Below are 20,834 nucleotides of genomic sequence, written 5' to 3'. Positions count from 1 at the left end.
AAATATATAATCTATATGAAAGAATACATATTGCTCACCGGAGCATCATCCGGTATTGGCTATGAGATGGCCAATCAACTGGCTGCGAAAAAATTCAACCTGATATTGGTGGCCCGTACCGAATCCAAATTACAGCAGATGCAAGCTGAACTAACAAATAAGTATGGCATAGGAGTTGAGTATTATGCTGCTGACCTCTCTGATGTAAATGCTGCAATAAACCTTCATAAAGCGGTGAAGCAGGAAAAGTTTATAATAACTCATCTGGTAAATAATGCTGGTGTAGGAAACTATGGCAATTTTACTGAAACGCTACTGGAAGAAGAACTGAGTATGATTCAGTTAAATATTTCCAGTCTGGTGGTACTCACCAAGCTCTTTGCACAAGATATGGTCAGCCGCAAGTCTGGACGAATCATGAATGTAGGCTCGGTCGTTTCATTTTTACCAATGCCTTATTTTTCTGTTTATTCTGCTACCAAAGCTTTTGTAAAAGCATTTAGCGAAACACTTGATGCAGAATTGGACGGCACTGGTGTTACCGTTATCTCTCTATATCCAGGTACAGTAGATACTGGTTTTACAACCCAAGAGATGGCATCTACCAATCTTCACAAAACCAAACCAATGCATCCCAAAGAAGTGGCAACGCAGGGTGTAAAACATCTATTAGAAGGAAATGGCAAAAAAGTAGTGGGCTTTCAAAACTGGTTTAACTCTAAACTCCCAAATTTTGTGCCTGATAGTATTATGATGAAAATTAAGAAGGGTTTGGCAAGTCAAAAATAAATATATAATGAAAACAACAAAATTATTCATACTCGTTAGCTTAACGGGTATGTCACTACTACTTTCTTCTTGTTATTCGCACAAGAAAGTGATTCAATCAAGTTTGCCTTATTCCGAAAAAATCAACTGGCCGAAAGGTTTTAAACCAGCAGAATCTGATTTTTTCATACATAATGAAATAGACATTAAAGCCTCCCCCCAGGTGGTTTGGGATATTTTCATCAATGCTGCCAAATGGCCTGAATGGCACAAAAAAACCGAAGGTATTCAACTGCTGAACTCACCTGAAGGTAAGCTTAATCCATCAAGTGTTTTTATCTGGAATCCTGCAGGAAAATTCACTTCAACCATCAAGGAATTTAAGCCTCCCTATAATATCGCTTGGTTAGGCGAAACCGATAATAAAAACATGACCGTTTACAATGCATGGGTGATTATCCCAACCGAAGATGGCTGCAAGGTTGTTTCATGCGAAACCCAAAATGGTCCCAAAACGAAAGTGGAGAAGATTTTTGCACCCAATATGGTTAGCAAAAATATTGGGCAATGGTTAGTAAGACTGAAAGAGCAGGCAGAAAAACACTAATTTATATAAATGAGACTTATGTCAACTGCATTTTATGACATTAGAATAAAGGTTACATTCAAAAGACAGTATAACAGTGGGCATACCAGAAAAAAAACTCAGAGAGCATGCAGCAATGAAAAAAATAATTCTTGATGCTGCGTATGAATTGTATTCAGAAAAAGGGTTGGACTTTACAACCATACGTAAAATTGCAGAGAAAATAGATTATAGCCCCACTACGGTTTACCTTTACTACCCAAGCAAGGATATGATTTTCTACGATATGCAGAAATTGGCATTTGAAAATCTGCTTGCAACCCTACAATCTGTTGATGAACATAAAAACGCATTCAATAGATTAAATATTCTTGGCAAGACTTATATTGATTTTGGTGTACAAAATCCCCAAAAATATGATTTGATGTTCATTTTGCATTCCCCAATGAATAGCATTCAGTTAAATCAACCTTGGGGTAACTTCCAGGAAACTTTCCAATTTATGCAAAGCATAATAAATGAATGTATAGCCAAGAAAATCATCATTTACACTGATCCACTTACTACATCATTGCAATGCTGGGGTTTCCTGCATGGGCTCACTTCTTTATATTTAAAAAAGCGATTTTCTAATTTAAGTTGTGCTGGGCAACACAACTTAAACCCTATTTATCAGGCCTGGAACGAGTACATAGGATACATTAGCATAGCTTCGGGCTACAATAATGGGGAAATTAAAGCCTGATATTACATTGATATAGTTAGTGGCGGCTTCTAAATCAAACAATATAACTTAGCTACTTTATCCACTAACAATCGGTTCTTCACTTAGGCTAGTAGTCATGCTTCGTATCAACGTAGGGATAAAATTACACAAGAATACAAAAACTGCGAGACGTTAGTACTAATTTTATATGCTTCTCTCATTTACCATCTAAATCCTTATGATTTTGTTAATACGGCTAAACGGTTATAATCAAGTCCATCTTTTTATCCACTCAACAATGTCATTGGTCACAATATTACCTTTTTCTTCATTCATCAAAAAAAATGCCCAATACCTCTATATAAACGAAAGCTATTATCTGTTGAATTGGTTTGCTGTTAGAAGTCAATCGCATCTTGTGGAACAACATACAAATCTGCATCACCGCTAACCAAAAGTACGAGGTCTGTAGATTTTCGGCTGTTGTCTCGCAAATATTCTAAGCCTAGTTTAAAAGCATTGATTAATGATACAGAGCATTTTTTAGTGAAAGTGCCTTCCACTGAAAGCGAGCCTTTAAGACCGCATATTTTACGTGAATTGACTCTTGCAGAACTTTTATTATCTCCGATAAATTTACCAGTTTCTTCTATGAATAATCAGTATCAAAGAGAAAAGCAGAAATAAGTAACACTGACTGTATTAACCCTGTTGAAATTGTTGCTGATAAATTAAGTACTATTAGTGATCCTGTACCTACTTTAAAGCAGCTCTGGAAGGTGTAGGAGAATTGGTTAATTTGTCGATTGGTTAGTATAAACCATACTGTAATGGAAGAGACAAAATAAAATAGCAGTCACAGGAAGCTTTGTAAATACTTTAAAATGGCTTGCGGAGAAAAACAAATCTATTCTCCGCATATTATGCGGAGAATAATCACTATATTCACCGCATAATTTATTCTTGCATGGGCAATTACATACATCAACAGGCTAATTGGACAAACTTTACTTGGGACGATGCTACTCTTTCAGTCCCACTTGGAAAGGTTAGAAATCTACAAGGCAGACTCATGGGTAAAATGGGACAATTGGGCTTTGGTCTTCAACAAGAAGCTTTTCTGGCTACCCTTACTTTAGATGTACTAAAATCAACTGAAATTGAAGGTGAATTTCTTAATCCTGAGCAAGTCCGCTCGTCTTTAGCAAGGCATTTAGGAATGGATATTGTTGGTTTAGTGCCTTCTAATAGAAATGTAGATGGAATTGTTGAAGTAATGTTAGATGCTACACAAAATAATCAATCTCCACTCAGCGATGAACGTTTGTTTAATTGGCATGCTGCACTTTTTCCTACTGGTAGAAGTGGAATGTACCCTATAACAGTAGCAACATGGCGTACTGGTATTATGCAAGTGGTATCGGGTGCTATGGGTAGAGAAAGGATCCATTTTCAAGCATCAGAAGCTTCAAAGGTAAATCAAGAGATGCAAGAATTTATCTCGTGGTTTAATGGAGACCAAGTGATTGACCCTGTTTTAAAAGCAGGAATTGCACACCTTTGGTTTATAACAATTCACCCTTTTGATGATGGTAATGGTAGAATTGCAAGAGCAATAACTGATATGCAATTATCAAAAGCAGATGGCAGTCCCCAACGTTTTTTTAGTATGTCAGCACAAATTCAGAAACAGCGAAATCTTTATTATGAAACCTTAGAAAAGGTACAAAAAGGCACTTCGGATATAACTATTTGGCTTGATTGGTTTTTAGAATGTTTAACAGAAGCTTTACTCAACACCGATGTAATTCTTGAAAAAGTACTGACAAAAGCAAGATTCTGGGAAAAGCATAGAAATACTTCTTTTAATGAAAGACAGCAACTTTTGTTGAATAAACTCATGGATAATTTTGAAGGTAAACTTACTTCTTCAAAATGGGCAAAAATAGCGAAATGTTCAGCGGATACAGCTTTGAGAGATATTCAAGATTTAATGTCAAAAAAGGTTTTACAGAAAGAAAATGCAGGAGGAAGAAGTACTAATTATGAACTGGTTTATTAGTGTCAAAATGTTGGAGTTAGTCCATTTACAGCCCTTACTAGAAAATTTGGGACAAACTAAAAATCTGATGGCACTAGATTTATTACCAGTATCAAAACATGGAGATAAGTAACTATAAGTAGAACATTACAGACATTTGTTTAGACTCAAAATGCTTTATATTTAATATAATTATAAAGCTAAATAAATTCTTTGCTTATCGCTTCTTTGTACTTAATTAACAGTAAATGTTTTCCATTTTCCGAGGCTATTTCTAACACACTAACTTTACACAAAGCATCGATTCTAGCTATTTGGTCATTAGCTGAATCTACCTTTCCTAATTCATCATCAAAACCTGCAATATTTTTTATAGCATTTTTAATGATTGAAGTAAGTTTTTCAAAGTTTTCAAAAGATAGGTCTGAACTAACCAGATAGTTTTCGAGTCTTGCTCCTTTTCTATAAGTTGGATAATTTTCTAAACCCATGAATGCCAACATCCAATCCATATTGTAGTAACCAATAGTCTTAGTAATTCCTATATAATCTGCAATTAGTTCGTCGTGAAGGTTATTAGACGCACTGCCATATTTTTTTAGCGTAAATAGATGTGCACACTCATGTTCAAGTCTGATTGAAAAGGAATATAACTTCCATTCAGATTCAGATATTGCTAAACTACTAGCAGTAACGTTACTGTAAGGTTTTGTACTTAAAATGATTATTCTATCTTTAAATAACCCTGAATTTGGTAAGACATTTTTTGCAAATTCCTCATTCCAGGTTTCTAAAGGATTATTTGCTAACCAATCTTGTTTCAAAGAATGTAATCTATGCCAATTATTAATTCCATTAATTAGTATTGCTCCCATTGAATCAGGAATAGAGATTGGGTTATTCTTGTATAAAAGGCTTTGAACGATTTGTTTAAAGTCCTGATTGTTAGGAACTTTTATCACTGGAACTTTGCCCGCTATACTTTCGAAAATATTAATTTCAATTCCATCTGGATCAATAAGATTTAGTGTATTCTCCCTTTTGTCTGTAGCATTTTTCCCTTTCAATACCGTATCAACGTAATCCTCAGTTTTATTTATTCCTTCTACTATAGGGAAATTTAATTGAGGATAACACATTTTCAAAATGGAAAAGGCATTTCCACTAGTAGAATCTGCCGCATAACTTTCCCATGCACTAATATATGGCTCGTCAATCAATAAGGAGTTAGGTTGTGCTTTTTGAGAAGAAAACTTATTCTGAAAATACAATTCCAGTTCTTTAGATAAACCGTCACCTTCTTCTTTTAATGCCAAACTTGATAAAGTAGTTTTCATTGATTAAGCAATTTGGCGTTTGGCAAGTTGTGCAAAAAGAGCATCATTTTCCATTAATTCATCATACGTACCAGCTTCAACGATTGTTCCTTTATCCATCACATAAATACGGTCAGCATTCTTAATGGTACTTAGTCTATGAGCTATTATGATTCGGGTTGCTTGAAGTTTATCTAAACTTTGAGAAACAATATTTTGTGTTCTATTGTCTAATGCACTCGTTGCTTCATCCATAAACAGTAACCTTGGCTTATGTACAATTGCCCTTGCAATCATCAATCGTTGTCTTTGTCCACCCGAAAATGTGCCTGCTCCTTCACTAACAACGGTGTGCATTTCCATTGGCATTTGCTTGATATCATCCTCCATTCCTGCCATACGAGCAGCTTCCCAAGCATCATCTAATGTCAATTCGGAATTCCCCACTATATTTTGATAAATACTTCCTGACATTAACGCACCATTTTGTAAAACAACGCCGATTTGTCTTCGTACTAATTCTTTATTCATTGATTCAAAAGAATCTGTATCATAATAAATAGAACCTGCTTCGGCTTGTTCAAAGCCTAAAAGTAATCTCATAATCGTAGATTTACCAGAACCTGAGGCTCCTACGAAGGCAACCATTTCGCCTGGTTTAACTTTGAAAGTAACGTTATTTAATACCAGTGGAAGGTCTTCTTTGTATCTAAAAGAAATGGAATTCATTTCTATTTCTCCTGCTAATTCACCAGGGTCTATACTTTGTTCTGCAGATTCTGTTTCTTCTTCTAAGATAGGTTTAACTCTTTCATACAATGTAATTACATTCAGTGACGTAATTAGAGCCATGCTTAGTCTCAAACTATCATTCAAAAATTTGTTAAAAGCACTAATAAAAGCTAAAAAAGCTCCTACTGAAAGCATACTTACAGCTCCAGTCGAATTTAATATGGTATAATATAAGAATGAGAAAAAGAAGATGCTGGTTAAAAGTGGGTAAGACGCATTGAATGTTTCTACAAAATTTTGATACATTCCTGAGTTAAATCCAAGTTTTTTTAAGTTTGAAAACTTATCTGCCCAAAGTGTAAAAACTCTACTTTCTCCTCCCGTTATTCTTATTTTAGTAATCCCTGATAGAAACTCAAATAAAAATCCTTGTATTTCACCTTGATACTTAGATACTTGTCGGTCATATTTTAATTTTAGTAATCCAATGCAAACTATAAAAGCGGCTGCAATTGCACCTAAGAGTACACCAACCCAAGCCAACTTGGCATCATAATAAAAAAGTAATATCAAATTGACAAAAGAGAAAGCTCCACTCAATACCGCTGTCATTAAAGTATTTGAAACAATTTGACGAATAGCATTAATACTTAATACTCTATTGGTAAGGTCGCCGGCAGAGAATTTTTTATAAAAAGTCACAGGTAATCTTAGCATGTGATCCATTACACCCGCTTGCAAATTAATACTTGACTTTGATTCAACCCTTAATTGTAGGACTCCTTGAGCAAGCTGTAAACCTGCAGATACGAATCCTATCATAATCATAATAGCAAAAACTTCAGTGTGAAGAGATTTATCAGCAGTTGGAATAACATCATCGTACATCAATCCAGATAGCATTGGTATCAATAAACCAATTAAAGTTCCTACGAATGCTGCAAGTATCAATATTTTTGAATCTTTCTCTACTCCCTTGATGGCAAAAGTAACTACTTTTTTGATTGAAGTCATTTTGCTATCAAATCCAGCAAAGAACATATTGCCAATCGGTTCTAAAGTATCTGCAACTTCATTATCAATGACTAACTCTTCGCCACTTGACAAATTTTTCATTACATAACTTGTAGAAGTTTTTTGTATTAATGCTACTGGAGTTTTGTCTTTTTTGGTAAAAGCCAATAAATGTCCGTTTTCTTCTTTCCACCAAGTTCCTCGCAGAATAACTTTACGAATTCTTATTTTCGAGCTCTTTGCAATGGCATATAATTGATTGTTAGTACTATTTTGGTAGGATTCTATGTACTTAGGCTCTTCCAAATCAAATCCAATCTGATTCCCAATTAATTGACAGGTTGCAAAAAGAACACTTTGTTTATTTGAATTTTGATAAACAGCAGATGGAGACTTTTCATCATTACCTACTACGATAGATTTTATTTTTTCTAAAGTCGTTTTTAGTCCTTGCGCTTCATTAATAAGTTTATCTTGGAAACGATTACTTTCTTCTGTTCTTTGGTTTTCAATAATTTTATTAAGTTGAGTATAGAAATACCCTTCTAGTTTGCTCAATGAAAGTAGAAAATATATTTCGTCTTCAATCAGTACCTCTCTAGTACTTAACACTCTCACTTCTGTAGCATTGGTAAGAGACTTTATCCATAATTTATTTGAAACAGGTGCAAGAAAATCAGGATATTGCGCTGAGCTGATAGGGGTACTTTCAGAAAAAACGTCAATTTCACCCTTTAGCAGGTGAATCCAATTGATGCCACTTGAAGGGAAAGCAACCGTATTTTTTTCTAAAGTAGTTATTTTAAAATCATCAAGTGCTGTGTAAATTCTTGGAGTATTATTAGTATTTAAAATGGTAGATGTTTTAGTAATCCATTTATTAATCATATTCTTTAAAAAGAAGGGATCAACATCAAGTAGATTATTTTTGTCAATTGCTAATAAAGTAGCTTCATTTGATGAAATGATAAGCCTTGTATTATCAGTATGCTCAAGAGCCAATAAACTAAATAATATTTCTCCTTTCTGTGCGGTGTACAAGTGTCTTAAAGCAATTAAATACTCTCCATTTTCACCAATTTTAGTATAAAAAACATTTACTTCACCCGAAAGCACCAGCCAAAATCTATCCGTATCGTTCAGAATAAAGGGATTTTCAACTCCGATATATATTTTTTCATTTACAGACATGAGAGTAAATTTTATTAGTCCTTGATTTAAGTAATGAATACAATTTAAGCGACGTTTTGTATTTATGTAAGTGTTTGATTATTAGGTATATGAAGTGCTAAGCACCAATCACTTTTTACTAATCACTACCTAAGTAGATAATTATACTTTATTTTGATTCAATTAACTGAGCGTAAACACCGTTTTGCTTCATCAGTTCTTGATGAGTTCCTCGCTCTACGATTTTACCGTATTGCATTACGATTATTTCATCACAATCCATAATAGTGCTGAGTCTATGAGCAACAATCAAACAGGTACATCCTCTTCTTTTGATATTATCCATCACTAATTTTTCGGCCGTTGGGTCTAAGGCACTTGTAGCTTCGTCCATAATCAAAATAGACGGATTGGTGGCTAGTGCCCTTGCTATTTCTAAGCGTTGGCGTTGCCCACCGCTAAAATTAGAGCCGCCTTCCATCACCATACTATCATAAGCATCTTTTCTGACTGCTATAGTATCATGAATGGCGGCATCACGAGCAGATTGAATAATATTTTTATCCGAAATGGTAGTATCCCAGAAGGCAATATTTTCTTTAATTGTCCCATTAAAAATTAGTACTTCTTGGTCAATTACTGCCAAAGAATCTGTAATGATATGTCGGGGAATATCGTCTTTGGGTTTGCCGTCGAACAAAATTTCACCTTTCCACGGTTTATATAATCCAGAAGCTATTTTAGCCACTGTTGACTTGCCACTACCAGAGCCTCCAACCAATGCAACTCTACTGCCGGGTTTCAATTTTAAATTAAAACCTTCAACCAAAGCTGGCATCGTGGTATTATATCCAAAGGTTACATCCTTCATTTCGAAATATCCAATCAACTTTTGATTGTTGGCAGTATTTGAGTTTTTTGCTTGCTGATTATCATCTCTGAATTGGTCATCCACTTCATAATTTATTACATCATCTATACGACCCATGTCACTTTCTGTTTCATTTAACAATGTACCTACAGAAATTAATTGATTAACAGGCGAGATAAAATTCCCCATCAAGTAAGTGAAAGCTACCAACGCTCCAAGGGTCATCTGTCCATCCATGATTCTCAAAGCCCCTATGCCTAAAATCAAAGTAGTTGTCAACGAAGTAAGCAAAGGAGGAATAGCATTAAACCTAACTGATAACCATCCTAATTCTTGTTGTCCATTGGTTACTTTTGCTAAATATCCAATCCAATTTGTAAAGAAATCATTTTCTCTCCCCGACGCTTTCAAGGTCTCAATCATACTGATTCCAGATGTTGTTATGCCTAATAGTTTGCCCATTTCGTTGCTCAAACGACGATTCCCATCTTTCCTCGCTCTTGATACATATTTAATAACACCCACATTAAGCGCTGCCATTAATATCCCAATAAGAGTTAAGGGAACATCATACGAGAACATCAGGATGGCATAAAATATAACAACAATGATATTTAATGCAGCATTGGCAAGATCCCCACTTAGTAGTTTAGCAACCTTGTCGTTGAGTGATACTCTATTACCAATTTCACCACTATAACGTTGCGTAAAAAAGGCTATCGGTAAGTGAAAAACATGCCACAGGAACTTGCTAGAAGTAGTTAAGGCTAGTTTTGTTTCTAGTTTGAGCAAATAATATTGTTGCAGATAAACTAGCACTGCATTAATTATTAAGGTTACTCCCATAATCAGTAACAAAGGCATCACAAAGCCAGAGTAGCCATTTATCAAGTATTTATCAATAAATATTTGAATGAATGAAGGAATAACTAAACCAGGAATAACTAAGAAAAGGCTCACTAAAATAATATAGCCAATACTTAATTTTGAATTTGCAATTCTTGAACCCAAGGATGCAAGAAGCCCTCTTTTTTCATTTCCTTTTTCAAATGTTGCACTTGGATTAAATGTAAGTACAACTCCAGTATAAGCCTCATCAAACTCTTGATGACTTACTTGATACCTTCCTTGGGCAGGATCACTTAAAAATACTTTATTTTTGGTAAAGCCTTCTAACACTAAAAAGTGGTTAAAATTCCAAAATATAATCGCTGGTGTCTGGATTTGCATCAGCTTTTCAAGTGATTTCGCATAGCCTTTAGATTCTAAGCCAAATTCTCTGGCTGCTTTGATAATATTGGTAGCCTTTAAGCCATCTCTTGAAACTCCACAAGCGATTCTCAGTTTTTCCAAAGGAACGAACTTTCCGAAATATCCTAATATAATGCTCAGTGCGGCAGCACCACACTCCACACTTTCCATCTGTAATACTGTAGGAACCTTAACTGGTCTTGCCTGTTTTTCGATAACAAACTTGGTAGTATCCATCTTTTAAAATTTGTTCATTAGTACAGATCAAAAAATTTCTTAAATGCTGGTACCACGATTGTAGCAGGCGCTTCCTGTTTTATCGTAATTTTACCCGTGCATGAAGTACCTTCTTTTATCAAAATATCAGGGCCTTTAGCTGAAGTCCATTTGAATCCGCTGAATGATGCAGTATCTTTTTCAAATTCTACGTGAACTTCAAAAAGAGGTCCAGAGGCTAATAAACCTTTCGCTAATTGGTCATTCTTGACGGAAGTCATCATGCCTTGTTGCGTAATGGGGAAGTCAGAAATGTAAGTCACCTTGGCTTTGATAAAACCGTATTCTTGTGGTTGTACTGTAGATGGAACAACAAAAGCCTCCATGCCTTTTTTAATTTTTTTACCATCTTGCGAAGGAATATAAAGTACACCTTTAAGCTTAGTTATCTTTTTTTCATGCAAGTTTTTGACTTTGAACAAAGGCGTACCAGCAGCTACCATAACGCCTGCATCTGTTAACACTTCAACTACTTCACCATCATAAGAACTTCTTATATTCGACTGAATATCATATCTTTCAGATACAAACTGAAGATTCCTTTCGGCTTCTGCAATTCGTTGATTTTGTAAAGTAATTTTTTGCTGTAAATCAAATCCTATATTGAGTTTTCGGCTTGAGGTTTCTGCCATTTGAGATTTTAATCTTTCGATAGTATTCTTAGAAGCATCAATTTGTTGTTTTGTATTAGCAACTTGCGATTTTACGATTAATCCTTTTTCAAGTAAATTATTTTCAGATTCTAATTGATTACTCAGAAATGATAGTTTCTTTTTTTCTGACTCGATTTCACCTTGAATACTTATTCTATTTTGATTAATTATTTCGCTCTCCAACTGTGTCCCTTGACTACCGTAAGACATTAATTTCCCCATCTCCAATTTCCTATCCGACAATACAGCTTTTGCAGATTCTATTTGTTGAATAAGTTCAGGTTGTTGGATTTCAGCGATAATATCGCCTTCCTTTACATTTGTACCTATAGCAACACTCAATTTTACAAGTTGACCTTGCGAAGTTGCAACAACCTCATGAACCTCTCCGCCTAAAACTACTCCAACGGCATTGAGTTTTGTTTTTACTCTGCCCACAACAGCCCAGCCTATTCCAGTACTTAACGCTAAGAAAACCGTAAAAAGAGCAATCCAAGCTTTTGGACCAGTCACTTTTATTAATTGGTCTAATTTCTCTGGTGTCGAAAGTTTTTCCAATGCTGACTTTCTGAAAAATCCTGCTGCCATAGTTTTATTTTTTTATTAATTATCGGTTTGAGGAATACTATAAAATGATTTTTGATCTAAAGTAAATCCCTGATTATCTTGTGAAATTAGCGTTCCAGTTTCATGTCTAAGGTTAATGATTGCATTAGCAAATTGTTGGTAAGCCTGTAAATATTCTAATTGTGATGCCGTTAAGCGTTCTTGGAATAATATCAAATTTAAAAGAGTAGTCAATCCTGTTTGGAATTTCCCCTGTTCGTTGTTGAAAGCTACTTGGTAATTATTCAATGCCTCTTTTGCCTTTTCAAGTACAAGTACACTATTATTCAAATTGTTGAGGGCATTACTAATATTTAATTCTACATTTCTTTGAAGATTTTCATTAATCACTTTTTGGTCATTTAAGGCAACATTAATCTTAGCAAGATTACCTTTTGCTAAATTATTATTTACAGGAAATGTAAAGCTCAGTTTCGCTCCAACGCTCATATTTCTACCTTGATTACTTGTGAGTGAAGAGAAGGTTTCGCTAATACCATTACCCATACTTGCACTTCCGTAAGAAGCCAATGCCGTTAAATCTAATTGTGGTGTTGTATTATTGGCTGCCAATTTAGCTTGCATTTCTAATGCTTCATATACTTTCTTGAGTGCCTTCAGGTCTGCTCTTTTTCCTTTTGCAAGTTTAATGAAAGTGTTTTTATCTAAATCTTTTCTATACTCTGACTGAGAAATTGTTGGAAACTCATTTTCAGGAATATCCAACAACAGACTTTCTTCGTTACTAAGTCCGATTGCTCTCCCCAAATTAAGCCTTGCTGTATATAAATTCTGTTCAGCCAAAATCGTTAGTTTTTCCTGATTGGCTAAATCTGCATTTACCTGTACTATATCTCCCGCTGGTTTTTTGTCGGCCTTTATTAACTCATTTGTGATTTCTAAAACATTTCTAACCCTACTTTCATTCTGTTTATAAATTTCTACATTTTTAAATGCAGTAAAATAATTCCAGTAAGCAAAGCCTATCTGCAAGATTTCATAAGAATTTGTAAACTCATTATTCTTTTTTGAGTTCTCTATATAAAGTAGGGATACTCTTTCAGAGACAGTAGTAACCTCACGTCCTCTCCCCCTTAATAATGGTTGGGTTAAAGAAAAATTAATAGTACTTGTATGATTTCCCCAATAAGCTCCTACATTTTGATTAAAACTATCGAAGGGGAGATTACTATTATTGAAACCATAATTCAAACTTATATCTGTGGTTTGTCCTGAACGAAGCTTTTTACGAACACCCGCAGAGAATTCTGAAGTATTTGTTTTTAAAACCTTATCAACAAACTGATTTCTGGTATCTGCATCAAAAAGGTTGTACCTACTATTTCTAACTAATAATCCTGAATATGAATTAACATCAAAGACACTTTTTTGAATCTGAAAATCAGCTCCAGCATTTTGAATCGTATAAGTACTTCTTTTTAATAAAGGATTTTTATCAAATGCCTTATATGAGATTCCAATTAAATCACATTTGATTTTTGACTGACCGTATAAGTTGTTGATATAGACAACAAATAACAATATGTAAATACATTTACAAAATCTCATTACATTATGTGTTAAATGTTTACTTTATACTTCAGAAAATCTATGCAGTATTTGCCCAAATCTAGCTCCTGCTTGTGCAACACCATCCAATACACTAATATCTATTAAATCTTCTTCTTCTGGATTTCCATATCCTAACTGATCTGTGGTCTTTCTTAATCTATTTGATAGAAACAAAGCCAAAGCATAATAGAAATTTGCTCTAAATTCCATATTAGTTGAAAATCTAGCTGTTATCATTTCACGAGAAATTTGATAGACAACCGTTGGCTGAGTAACGATAACTGAAACAGAGGGTGGTCTGGATTCTAAGAATGACATTTCTCCTACTATTTCACCAGCTTCGAGTTTTGCAACTGTTTCATTATTGTTGGTACATACTGCCAACTGCCCCGATAAGACTATGTACAAACTATCAACAAACTCTCCTTTATTGATGAGTCTATCGCCTGTTTCCAGTGTTAATTTGCTACCATTGGTAATCATCCACTCAACATCTCTGTCATTTAATTGACCTAAGAAAAAAAGGACTCTTTTCATAATTATCTTGTTTTAAAGTAATACACTAATTTATGCTGTTAAAGCTTGACAATTAAGCCAAAATGTATGTCATTACTGCCATTGAAAGCTTTTGATAAGGTAATAGTTTTGCGTTCAGTCTGCATAGAATGGACGATTAACGTAACGTTTTAATAAGGTCTTTAGGTGAAACATCGTACTGACACATGAACAGCGTTGAAAAATAGTGAACATCATTATATCCAACGGAATAGGCAATCTGTGAAATAGAATTTTGGATATAATTATCAATCATCTGCTTTGCTTTGTGTAATCGTAGTATCCTTATATATTTATTAGGTGTTAAACAGACTAAATTCGCAATTTTTCTATGCAACTGTCTTTCGCTAACTGCCATTTTAAACGCTAAATCGTAGAGACTGAGGTAATCTTTGGTGATACAACCATAAATCTCTTTTTCAAGGCTCATGAGCCATTCCTGATCCATTTTTGTTATTTTTTGAGGTTTTATCTCATCTGAACACATTGCTCGGACATTTTGATTTTCCTCATAAATTTCAAAAATTTCTGGACGACCCTGAAAAGTGATATTGAGGGATTTAGATTTAGCTTTTCGCATTATTTCTTCTACGATGTCGCTAATTTCTTTGCTACTCGAAAAGATGATTTCATCAACAATATTTTTATGCTCCATCGAACTATTTTGACTCGCACTAATAATGTTTTCTAATGGGTTTTTGATATTCTGAACAATTTGTTCCAAAACATCTGGAGAAGACCAATCGATAGCTATGTTTTTTCTTGTGTCCATCATATTTTTTGTAAATAGCGTTTAGAGGTACTTGAAAAAAATGGTTAATGAAATTCAAGAGTATTTTAATATAACGATAATCAATATACGTTTTTTGCTTTAGTGTTACATTTTAAAAATGTATCAAACTCTAGGAAATAAAATCTTCGCCAAAAAGTATCTTGTGGATTTCTAAAAGCTTCAAAAGCTAAGATTGTTTCTTTGTCTATTTGTTCGATGGTTCTATTTTTTTCTTTTAAAAAAAGCTGTTTCAATTTTTCAGATTTCTCAAACCAATAATTTGCTCGTTCTAAATACAGCTTTTCGTTTGTCAAAAAATAAATGGTTTGGTAAAGTAATGCTATACCAATTGTTCCACTTTTCAAATCAAAGGTCAAATCTTCTTCTTTAAATCTGTCTTCTTTAATTTTTGAAAAAGATGCTATAAGATTAGCTTTTTTAAGTAACCTTTCATCTTGTAATAAAATCGCAATTTTTACAAACAACAGTGCAATTTGTAACTCTCCTTCATACAAAGAAATAATATTATTGGTAATGATATTATCGCCTTCAAACTCAGCAGGAAGAATTGAAATATCATCTTCAGATAAATCTAAAGGTATCAAATAAGTCCATAATAGATTAACACTCTTTTGTAGGGTTGTTTTTATTTTCTCTCTTTGAAATAACTCACTCAAAAAATATTCTTGAATGAGTTGGTGTAAGGCAAGATTATAACCTGTCATGTTCAAAGAGATATGTAAAATTTCTCCTTCTGCGAGTTTCTCTACAATGCTATCACAGTAGTCTAAATATTGGTTATCCCGATTAAGCATCCTAGTATTTATTTGTATCTTTCAGAGATTAATTCATATTTTGATGCTACTTCTGCATTGATGTTGAATGTAAGCAACTAACTTGGTTTACTTCTATTACTGCTCTTGCCCTCAAAGACTTGAATAAAAGTATTTTAAGTGCCTGTATTAATAAAATTTATTATGCGAAAGTGCCAAAACATTATGTGAAACTTGATTTTTGTGTGGATATAACAAATTTGGTTTTAAAGTACTTCGCTGAATATTTAAATAAATACACAACTTTAATGAAAACTAATAAATATGACTTTATAATAGACTTGTAGTTTATATCAAATAACACTAATTGTGAACCCCGTTGTCTTTATGGTGTCAAAATTTGTAAAAGCTTTTTGGTGTGCGTATTTTTTTGATATTTGTCCGTTGAATTGAGCCACTGTGCTTTTCATTAACAATAATTTTGTTGAATTTTTCATAGTTAAATTGATTTAGTTTATTTATTGAATCAAAATTAACGGGCAGTAATGCTGTACAAAAAAATATTATGTAAACACTTTAAAATATTATGTGAAATGCCCAACTTTTTAAGTTTAAACTTTCTTCAATATAAACCGACCTCAAAAAAAAATTTCTATCATATATTAGCATGGGGCATATACTTCACTTTAACCAATCTTAATTATTATTTAAGTACTGGGGGGCAGACCGATATTTTAAGCACCTTGATTAGAATGGTGTTGGTTGCAACTGTTCTTTTTTATGCAAACATCTATTGGGTTATTCCCAATTTTTGGGCTAAAAAAAGATATTTTGGGCAAGTTATAGCAATGCTGTTTTTAACAATAATATACATATATCTAAGATATTTATTAGATTTTTACTTATTGCCTGCATTAGGAGAAGAATATATTGGTTATCAATCTTTATCTAATCAATTTTTTTCTGATTCTATATGGTTCGCCACACAATACTTTTTGCTGAGTTTTGGCTATTGGTATGCTATACATGGAATAGAGAAAGAAAGAGAAAATAAAAGAATGGCAATCGAGCTTTTTGAATATAAATTACTCTTGAACAAACTTGAATTAGATTTTCTCAGACAGCAAATTAGCCCACACTTTGTTTATAATGTGCTTAGTTCTGTTTATACCAAAGTGTATAAACAATCACCTGATGCCGCAGAAATTATTATGCTACTATCTGAAATAATGTCGTATTCAACTGGAGCTTCTAAATCAGACGATGAAGTACCTTTGGAAGAAGAACTCAGAAATGTTGGAAGATTTATTGAGTTAGAAAAATATAGATATGGCTATGATTTTATCATCGACTACCATATAATTGGTAGCCCTGATTCAGCAGACCAAATACTCCCATTGATACTTTTAACATTTATTGAAAATGCTTTTAAATATGGAGATAGAAATAATGCAGAAAGACCAATAACAATCAAAATAGAAATTGATGACGATAAGCTGACTTTTTACTGCAAAAATGTAATCCAACAAATATCACCCTACAAAAAATCAAACAAAATCGGGATTGCCAACACTCAGAAGAGGTTAGCGATAAAGTATCCAGGTAAGTTCTTTTTGTCAAATAGAATTGAAGGTGACGAGTATGTTGTTCACTTTTCTCTTCAATTGAGGCATTAAACAAAAAAGCTTATTAGTTGTTACTCAATCAGATGGATTACATATTAGATTTAATTATTGATAAATCAACAATTAAATAGTTAAGTGCTTTAAATTGATGTTTAATATTAAAAATTTCACTTTCTCCATCAAAATAAGAACATTAAATACTAATTTTAAATAAAATATAAAATACTAACCGCCATCCAATCCATTTAACGCTTGATCTTCCACCTCTAATGCCAACATAAAATGCTGAATTGCTTAATCATTGATGATGAAAACCATGCCATAGAGCTACTTACCGACTATATTAGTAATGTTAGTTTTCTAAAATTAGGAAATACTACCAACGACCCAATTGTTGGTCTAAAACTAATAAATGAAGGGGATTATGATATAATTTTTTTGGATGTTGAAATGCCTAAAATAACGGGTTTAGAGTTGCTCTCTGGCATTACAAATAAGAGTAAAGTCGTCATTACAAGTGCGAATCGTGGCTATGCTGCAGATGGCTATGAAAATGAGATTTTTGATTTTCTCTCAAAACCAATTCGTTTTGAAAGGTTTTTAAAAGTAGTTCAAAAAATTTTTAATGCTACGACAAAGGAAAATTCGGATGCTAAAGGAGATTATATTTTTGTAAAACTTGAATCTAAAAATAAACTAAAGAGAATTTTATACAACGATATTGTTTACGTAGAAGGAGCAGGCAATTATATAACTATTCATACCATTAATGAAAAAGTTGTTACCTATTTAACCATTCGAGATTTTGAAGAATTGGTACCTTCTGAGAAATTTATGAGGGTTCAAAAATCATATCTTGTTGCAGTCGAAAAGATTTCGGGTTTGGAAGGAAATGAACTTCTCCTTGAAAATAACAAAAGTGTATTAGTGGGAGAATCTTATCGGCTGAAAGTCATTGAATTTTTGAGTGGCTTTATGAAGCAGAAAAAGAAGTGAAACAGAAGATAATTTATTTGAAAAAATATAGCCCAATTTCCTCGACTGCATAAGCAATTAATCCATTATTAATGGTTATCAAGATAAAAGCCGTTAGCATACTTTTGAGCGTAAGTATCCATTTCTTGTAGCTAAAAACTGAAAAATATTGGTAAAAAAACCAAGAGGAATAAATAATTTCTGAAACTGCAAGTCCCTGATTCATAATGCGCAAACCTGACATGTTGCTATAAAACAATGAAATAATTACTAATACGGTGGACATTATCAAATATGCACTCAATCTGTAAATATTTAATACCAAATGCTCCGTGTAGTTTTGGCGACTTTTCCTAAATAGTAAATAGCTTGTTAAAGCAAATAAAGGGATACCTGCAAGTGCTACAACTTTATAATATTCCTTAACTACTTTTTGAAAACCAGCAAATTTAGCTTCGTAAAGCTCATCTCTATTGATGTTAGACAAAGTACCAAGATAATGATTAATCGCAATGATTACGAGTATAAATGCGAAGTAATTAAAATGGTTTATTCTCTTCCCCTGTATGAATTCTCTGATACTGTGTCCCGGTCTGGTAAAGAGTTCTTTAATCGTGTGTGGAAAGCCTTTATCAAAGTGAAAAACTCCATGCACAAAATCGTGTACAAAGAAATGCTGCAAAGAAAATCTATGCGTAGAGGTCTTTTGTCCACAAAATGAACAAAAATTGTTTTCAACAACGCTATCACAATTTAAACATTTGTAATGAGTTGAATCAGAAGAAACGGTTAGTTTATCTTGTATTTCAATAGTTGCTCCCATATTATTACAAATAAATTCTTTAAATATTTACCCAACGTGTAATATACATTAACTGTTCTTTTTTATGTTCAAGAGAAAATAGGTCTAATCTATGATAGATATTTTCGATACAATTATGTTCAAATATTTTTAAGGAGTCATTCCCTTCCAAAAAATTATCTTTACTTTTCAAGTTGAAAATGGGTATGTCTCCATTAAGCATTTGTTTCATTTCATAATCAAGAATAAACCTATATTTTTCCATATTTTCTCCTTGAAAAGCTTTCGATAATAAATAGCGTAGCTTTGAGTTATATTCGTCAAAATTTGACATGAAAGATGCTGCTCTCATATACTTTAAAATTTTGAAATATATAAAGGTTGGTCGCCAAACATAGCGAACTTCATTATTTTGAAATAATTGTAATAAGAAATTATTAGATGTTAATTCCTTTTTTGAATTTAAAATAATATCGTAGGTAGAAGAAAACCCATCAATGAAATACTCTTTGTAATCACTTACCAAAATGTACTTCCCCTGGAATACAGGAATATTTTTAGCTATTATTTCTTTTGTAGCAAAACGAGTCATCCTCTTAGAATTTATGGTATTGGGATTTACCACGATTGTCTGTAACTCTGTTACATCGACATACCCATTTACTCCGTAGCCAACATTGTGTAATGGTGCTCCTGTTTCGGGATTAACAATCAAAACATTTTCTAATACTGAAAAAGGAGGAATTTTGAACTGATCATCCCATGAACGAAAAGATTTATCGTTAAAGAATGGCTGAATAATAGTTTCGTGATCAATTATGACAGGATTTTTATTTGATGCAATTAAATTCTCACGATGACAATCTCTGCTACCCAAAAGTAAGGTAACAGCTAATAACATCCCAGCTTTGTAGTAGTATTCTCCTAAATCCTGTTCTAAAGTAACTTCTTCGTAATGTACAAATTCTATCCAGCCATAACTACCACAATCCAACACTTTAAAAGTTTTTAGGTCTGTCTTTAATTTGCAATTAATCCAATCAATGAAAGAATTATATGAATTAGTTATTTTTATATTTCTCGGTTTGTATATCAGCTTTGTTCCATCTGACAAATACACTAAGGAAGTGCCCTCGCCATTGTGTCCATCACCGAGACTTACGTCAATATCTACAATCTTGATGTCTCTTAGGTTGAATACAGATGCTATATTTTCAAAATCTTCTTGAAAATGAGAAATAATATTATGAATATGATTTGAAAAATTAGTGCTCTTTATCTTTAGAATTTTATCTAAAACAGGATAATCAGATGCTAATGATAAGACCATTTTTTCTGTAAATTCATCATAGTTTATGTTCCCTTTTTCAATAAAATTATCTAATTCCGACTGTAATGTAACTTCTGCCGAATAACTCAAATCTTCTAATAATAGCGCCTCTAACTTATTTTTTAGATTAGATGATAAGTCCAAGAAAGAATTATTTGTAAAACTTTCAGTATAGGATAAAAGAATTTCAACAAACGGAATTGTTTTGAAATTATCCTTTATTAAATATGTGGCTTGATTCGTCATTTTATTACGATAAAAGCAGATGTTAAAATGTCATTTTTGAGTATTAATAATTCAAAGAGGTGGTGGAATATCTTAATCTTGATTATATCGGGAATAAAACATTATTGTTAAAAAATATCGTTGGAGTAGTTAGAGAGATTCTTACTATGAAAACCCAATTGCACTTATCTGGATGATTTACAATAAATCATCCA

Annotated in this window: 17 protein-coding genes; 6 read left to right on the top strand and 11 right to left on the bottom strand. The window is 33.1% G+C overall.

The annotated features are described in order from the left end of the window. Positions 1-15: 15 nt before the first annotated feature. From VB798_RS14785 to VB798_RS14775, 3 genes are all read left to right on the top strand, one after another. Positions 16-789: an SDR family NAD(P)-dependent oxidoreductase gene (locus tag VB798_RS14785; RefSeq protein WP_323259638.1), complete on the top strand. Its 774-nt coding sequence runs from the start codon at positions 16-18 to the stop codon at positions 787-789. A 7-nt stretch (positions 790-796) separates the two neighbouring features. Continuing rightward, complete coding sequence (locus tag VB798_RS14780) at positions 797-1,375, top strand: SRPBCC family protein (RefSeq protein ID WP_323259636.1); 579 nt, start codon at positions 797-799, stop codon at positions 1,373-1,375. A 76-nt stretch (positions 1,376-1,451) separates the two neighbouring features. Next, positions 1,452-2,099 (top strand): TetR/AcrR family transcriptional regulator, encoded by a 648-nt coding sequence (locus VB798_RS14775; protein WP_323259634.1) that lies wholly within the window; start codon positions 1,452-1,454, stop codon positions 2,097-2,099. 359 nt (positions 2,100-2,458) lie between these two features. Here the strand turns inward: VB798_RS14775 and VB798_RS14770 are convergent, their stop codons facing one another. Continuing rightward, the gene (locus VB798_RS14770; RefSeq protein WP_323259632.1) at positions 2,459-2,623 is read right to left on the bottom strand and encodes a hypothetical protein; all 165 of its coding nucleotides are present in this window, start codon (positions 2,621-2,623) and stop codon (positions 2,459-2,461) included. Between the two features lie 404 nt (positions 2,624-3,027). Here VB798_RS14770 and VB798_RS14765 point away from each other — a divergent pair, with 404 nt between their 5' ends. Beyond that, positions 3,028-4,122 carry a Fic family protein gene (locus VB798_RS14765; RefSeq protein ID WP_323259631.1) on the top strand — a complete coding sequence of 365 codons (1,095 nt, stop codon included), beginning with the start codon at positions 3,028-3,030 and terminating at the stop codon, positions 4,120-4,122. Positions 4,123-4,301: 179 nt separating this feature from the next. Here VB798_RS14765 and VB798_RS14760 read toward each other — a convergent pair whose 3' ends face one another. The 8 genes from VB798_RS14760 to VB798_RS14725 form a co-directional block, all read right to left on the bottom strand. Further along, positions 4,302-5,438 (bottom strand): DUF7005 family protein, encoded by a 1,137-nt coding sequence (locus VB798_RS14760; protein ID WP_323259630.1) that lies wholly within the window; start codon positions 5,436-5,438, stop codon positions 4,302-4,304. Between the two features lie 3 nt (positions 5,439-5,441). Beyond that, a complete protein-coding gene (locus tag VB798_RS14755) occupies positions 5,442-8,354 on the bottom strand; it encodes an NHLP bacteriocin export ABC transporter permease/ATPase subunit (protein WP_323259628.1) in 2,913 nt (970 codons plus the stop codon). A gap of 148 nt (positions 8,355-8,502) precedes the next feature. Next, positions 8,503-10,692 (bottom strand): NHLP family bacteriocin export ABC transporter peptidase/permease/ATPase subunit, encoded by a 2,190-nt coding sequence (locus VB798_RS14750; RefSeq protein ID WP_323259626.1) that lies wholly within the window; start codon positions 10,690-10,692, stop codon positions 8,503-8,505. A 17-nt stretch (positions 10,693-10,709) separates the two neighbouring features. Further along, positions 10,710-11,972, bottom strand: a complete 1,263-nt coding sequence (locus VB798_RS14745) for an NHLP bacteriocin system secretion protein (protein WP_323259624.1) — start codon at positions 11,970-11,972, stop codon at positions 10,710-10,712. Positions 11,973-11,987: 15 nt separating this feature from the next. Beyond that, a complete protein-coding gene (locus VB798_RS14740; RefSeq protein ID WP_323259623.1) occupies positions 11,988-13,559 on the bottom strand; it encodes a TolC family protein in 1,572 nt (523 codons plus the stop codon). 24 nt (positions 13,560-13,583) lie between these two features. Continuing rightward, a complete protein-coding gene (locus VB798_RS14735) occupies positions 13,584-14,099 on the bottom strand; it encodes a cyclic nucleotide-binding domain-containing protein (protein ID WP_323259620.1) in 516 nt (171 codons plus the stop codon). Positions 14,100-14,235: 136 nt separating this feature from the next. Then, positions 14,236-14,892, bottom strand: coding sequence for a helix-turn-helix domain-containing protein (locus VB798_RS14730; protein ID WP_323259618.1), 657 nt, complete (start codon positions 14,890-14,892; stop codon positions 14,236-14,238). Between the two features lie 77 nt (positions 14,893-14,969). Beyond that, the gene (locus VB798_RS14725; protein ID WP_323259616.1) at positions 14,970-15,614 is read right to left on the bottom strand and encodes a hypothetical protein; all 645 of its coding nucleotides are present in this window, start codon (positions 15,612-15,614) and stop codon (positions 14,970-14,972) included. 641 nt (positions 15,615-16,255) lie between these two features. Between VB798_RS14725 and VB798_RS14720 the strand changes: the two genes are divergently transcribed. Then, a complete protein-coding gene (locus VB798_RS14720; RefSeq protein ID WP_323259614.1) occupies positions 16,256-17,338 on the top strand; it encodes a sensor histidine kinase in 1,083 nt (360 codons plus the stop codon). A gap of 231 nt (positions 17,339-17,569) precedes the next feature. Further along, positions 17,570-18,283 carry a LytR/AlgR family response regulator transcription factor gene (locus VB798_RS14715; RefSeq protein WP_323259612.1) on the top strand — a complete coding sequence of 238 codons (714 nt, stop codon included), beginning with the start codon at positions 17,570-17,572 and terminating at the stop codon, positions 18,281-18,283. Positions 18,284-18,296: 13 nt separating this feature from the next. Here VB798_RS14715 and VB798_RS14710 read toward each other — a convergent pair whose 3' ends face one another. Continuing rightward, complete coding sequence (locus VB798_RS14710; RefSeq protein WP_323259611.1) at positions 18,297-19,085, bottom strand: DUF3667 domain-containing protein; 789 nt, start codon at positions 19,083-19,085, stop codon at positions 18,297-18,299. A gap of 19 nt (positions 19,086-19,104) precedes the next feature. Beyond that, positions 19,105-20,640 carry a type 2 lanthipeptide synthetase LanM gene (locus VB798_RS14705; protein ID WP_323259609.1) on the bottom strand — a complete coding sequence of 512 codons (1,536 nt, stop codon included), beginning with the start codon at positions 20,638-20,640 and terminating at the stop codon, positions 19,105-19,107. Positions 20,641-20,834 lie beyond the last annotated feature (194 nt).

It is taken from the genome of Arcicella lustrica (genome assembly GCF_034930985.1).
Classification (GTDB): Bacteria; Bacteroidota; Bacteroidia; order Cytophagales; family Spirosomataceae; genus Arcicella; species Arcicella lustrica.
This window is presented reverse-complemented; position numbering and strand designations above follow the sequence as displayed.

Coding starts and splice junctions, on each gene's coding strand:
- VB798_RS14785 (WP_323259638.1), top strand. CDS start 16: ATGAAAGAATACATATTGCTCACCGGAGCATCATCCGGTATTGGCTAT.
- VB798_RS14780 (WP_323259636.1), top strand. CDS start 797: ATGAAAACAACAAAATTATTCATACTCGTTAGCTTAACGGGTATGTCA.
- VB798_RS14765 (WP_323259631.1), top strand. CDS start 3,028: ATGGGCAATTACATACATCAACAGGCTAATTGGACAAACTTTACTTGG.
- VB798_RS14760 (WP_323259630.1), bottom strand. CDS start 5,438: ATGAAAACTACTTTATCAAGTTTGGCATTAAAAGAAGAAGGTGACGGT.
- VB798_RS14755 (WP_323259628.1), bottom strand. CDS start 8,354: ATGTCTGTAAATGAAAAAATATATATCGGAGTTGAAAATCCCTTTATT.
- VB798_RS14750 (WP_323259626.1), bottom strand. CDS start 10,692: ATGGATACTACCAAGTTTGTTATCGAAAAACAGGCAAGACCAGTTAAG.
- VB798_RS14745 (WP_323259624.1), bottom strand. CDS start 11,972: ATGGCAGCAGGATTTTTCAGAAAGTCAGCATTGGAAAAACTTTCGACA.
- VB798_RS14740 (WP_323259623.1), bottom strand. CDS start 13,559: ATGAGATTTTGTAAATGTATTTACATATTGTTATTTGTTGTCTATATC.
- VB798_RS14735 (WP_323259620.1), bottom strand. CDS start 14,099: ATGAAAAGAGTCCTTTTTTTCTTAGGTCAATTAAATGACAGAGATGTT.
- VB798_RS14730 (WP_323259618.1), bottom strand. CDS start 14,892: ATGATGGACACAAGAAAAAACATAGCTATCGATTGGTCTTCTCCAGAT.
- VB798_RS14725 (WP_323259616.1), bottom strand. CDS start 15,614: ATGACAGGTTATAATCTTGCCTTACACCAACTCATTCAAGAATATTTT.
- VB798_RS14720 (WP_323259614.1), top strand. CDS start 16,256: ATGCCCAACTTTTTAAGTTTAAACTTTCTTCAATATAAACCGACCTCA.
- VB798_RS14715 (WP_323259612.1), top strand. CDS start 17,570: ATGCTGAATTGCTTAATCATTGATGATGAAAACCATGCCATAGAGCTA.
- VB798_RS14710 (WP_323259611.1), bottom strand. CDS start 19,085: ATGGGAGCAACTATTGAAATACAAGATAAACTAACCGTTTCTTCTGAT.
- VB798_RS14705 (WP_323259609.1), bottom strand. CDS start 20,640: ATGACGAATCAAGCCACATATTTAATAAAGGATAATTTCAAAACAATT.